Below are 2,274 nucleotides of genomic sequence, written 5' to 3'. Positions count from 1 at the left end.
TTGTTCTTTTAGAAGGGTGCAAAACATCCGGTTTAAAAGAGTCGAATCATCCATTAGTACGCCAGATGGTGATAAGTTTTGGTTTGATAGATATTCGCAAGGTAGCAATCGAGTGCTGATTGTAAGTCATGGACTCGAGGGTCATAGTCGCAGACCATACGTGTTGGGCATGGTGTCTCGTGCGATTGATGAAGGGTGGGACGTAGTTGCCTGGAACTATCGAGGTTGTGGCGGCAGGGCCAATAACAAACTGCAAAGTTACCATAGCGGATCGATAGATGATTTATCACTGCTCATCGATCACGTTGATAGTATGGGCTATCAGAATATTGCGCTATGCGGGTTCAGCATTGGTGGGAACAAAACGCTTTTGTATTTAGGACGGGATCGCAATCAAGTAAACAACAAGATTTCCGCGGCTGTTACTTTTTCNGTTCCCTGTGATCTGGTCTCGAGCTCAGAGGTATTGGCAAAACCGATCAATCGAATCTATATGAAAAACTTTCTGGCCTCTCTGTACGAGAAGTTGAAACTAAAGGCTGAGATGTTTCCGGGTCAGGTCTCGCTTGATGGATTCAAAAAAATCAAGACATTTGCTGATTTCGATGGACGATATACAGCGCCGATGAATGGTTTTACTAGCGCACTAGATTACTGGGTACAAAGCAGTTGTCTTCCCCATATCCCCAATATAAATATTCCAACGCTTCTAGTCAGTTCTTTGGATGATCCATTTCTTAGTGAGAGGTGCTTTCCTTTTGAAGAGGCTAAGCAAAATAGTAGCTTCTTCTTTCGACCTTTAAAAAAAGGTGGCCACGTTGGTTTTGGCGCAAAGGGATCTACTTATTACTCTGAGACAGAGGGTTTAAGATTCTTAAGAGAATACATTTAATCTGCGTGCAGCTCATCTAAAGCTCTCGTGATAGCAGGCAATACATTATTCAAAATAATTGGTTGTCCATCAGCATTTGGATGAAGCCGGTCTGATTGCATTAGCTCAGATTTCAATGCGACACCGTCAAGCATAAATGGAACAAACTCTAACTCATTTTGCTCGGCTATATTTAAGAAGTTTTGATAAAACCCTTCGGTATAACGCTTTCCATAATTCGGTGGGATATGTATGCCCAGAAGAACCACTTTTGCGTTTGCTTGCTTTGATAGGTCAACTAGGGCTTGCAAGTTGTTTTTAATGCCAGGCAATGGAAACCCTCTTAAACCATCATTTGCTCCAAGCTCTATTACAACGACGTCTGGCTGAACGCGCTCTAGATGTCCTGGTAGGCTTTGAAGTCCCCCTACAGTCGTTTCACCGCTGATGCTGGCGTTTGTGATGATTGCTTTGTCGTCGATTTCTTTTTGCGCCAGTGCTACCCAACCTTGTTCGTAAGGTATTCCATACGCTGCACTGAGGCTGTCTCCGAGTATGAGTATACGGCTTTTTAATGTGGTCGAAGCTATCGTTGACTGCGTATAAAGCGTTAAGCTTATTAGTAACAAAAACAGTCGCTTGAATTTCGTTTGAGTCATTAGTGCATCTTATTTTTGAGGTTTGTAAACAGTGTTGACTAACACAGTAAACGCGTCTTCGTTATTGGTAGATTCAGTCAGTAAACGAGTAGAACTAGAAACAGGTTCACTGCAGGTTCTTAGTGATATATCTTTCAGTGTACCTGCAGGGGGCAGTTGTGCGCTAGTTGGTCGTTCTGGTTCTGGTAAAACAACGCTTTTAGGCATTCTCGCAGGTTTAGATAACGCGAGTAGTGGTAGCGTGAAAATTGATGAAATAAATATTTCATCTCTATCTGAAGACGAATGCGCAAAACTAAGAAAAGAGCGCGTTGGTTTCGTTTTTCAATCTTTCCATCTACTAGATCATCTTACGGCGCTTCAAAATGTAACCCTGCCTCTTAACTTAGCGGGCGAACAAAACGCAGAGTCAAAAGCACAATCATTTCTTGAGCGGGTTGGTTTAGCGGAACGAGCCAATCACCTTCCTAAGCAATTGTCTGGTGGTGAGCAGCAGCGCGTAGCGATTGCACGCGCTTTCGCTTGTGAACCTTCGATTTTATTTGCCGATGAACCAACTGGCAATCTTGATTCCAATACAGGCCATTCTGTTGCCAATCTGCTTTTTGAGCTCAATGAGGAGCAAGGAGTGACGCTTATTTTAGTTACTCACGATGACGAGCTGGCAAACCGATGCACTCAAAAACTCACGATCGATCAGGGCGCATTAGTAACGCATAACGAGGAGGTCTGAGGTGTCTTTTC

The 2,274-nt window shown here is 43.4% G+C and carries 3 protein-coding genes; 2 read left to right on the top strand and 1 reads right to left on the bottom strand.

The genetic code is table 11. The annotated features are described in order from the left end of the window. Window positions 1–892: YheT family hydrolase (locus tag A3739_RS25440; protein ID WP_156502832.1), on the top strand; the 892-nt coding region annotated here is incomplete at its 5' end. Here the strand turns inward: A3739_RS25440 and A3739_RS25435 are convergent. Next, window positions 889–1,530 carry an arylesterase gene (locus tag A3739_RS25435; protein ID WP_068475834.1) on the bottom strand — a complete coding sequence of 214 codons (642 nt, stop codon included), beginning with the start codon at window positions 1,528–1,530 and terminating at the stop codon, window positions 889–891. The two genes, A3739_RS25440 and A3739_RS25435, sit on opposite strands and share 4 nt — an antisense overlap. A gap of 34 nt (window positions 1,531–1,564) precedes the next feature. Between A3739_RS25435 and A3739_RS25430 the strand changes: the two genes are divergently transcribed. Then, complete coding sequence (locus tag A3739_RS25430) at window positions 1,565–2,263, top strand: ABC transporter ATP-binding protein (protein ID WP_068475854.1); 699 nt, start codon at window positions 1,565–1,567, stop codon at window positions 2,261–2,263. The last annotated feature ends 11 nt before the right edge of the window (window positions 2,264–2,274 follow it).

This window comes from Oleiphilus sp. HI0067, assembly GCF_001635735.1.
The sequence above is the reverse complement of the archived record's forward strand: the minus strand, read 5'-3'. Positions and strand labels throughout refer to the sequence as shown.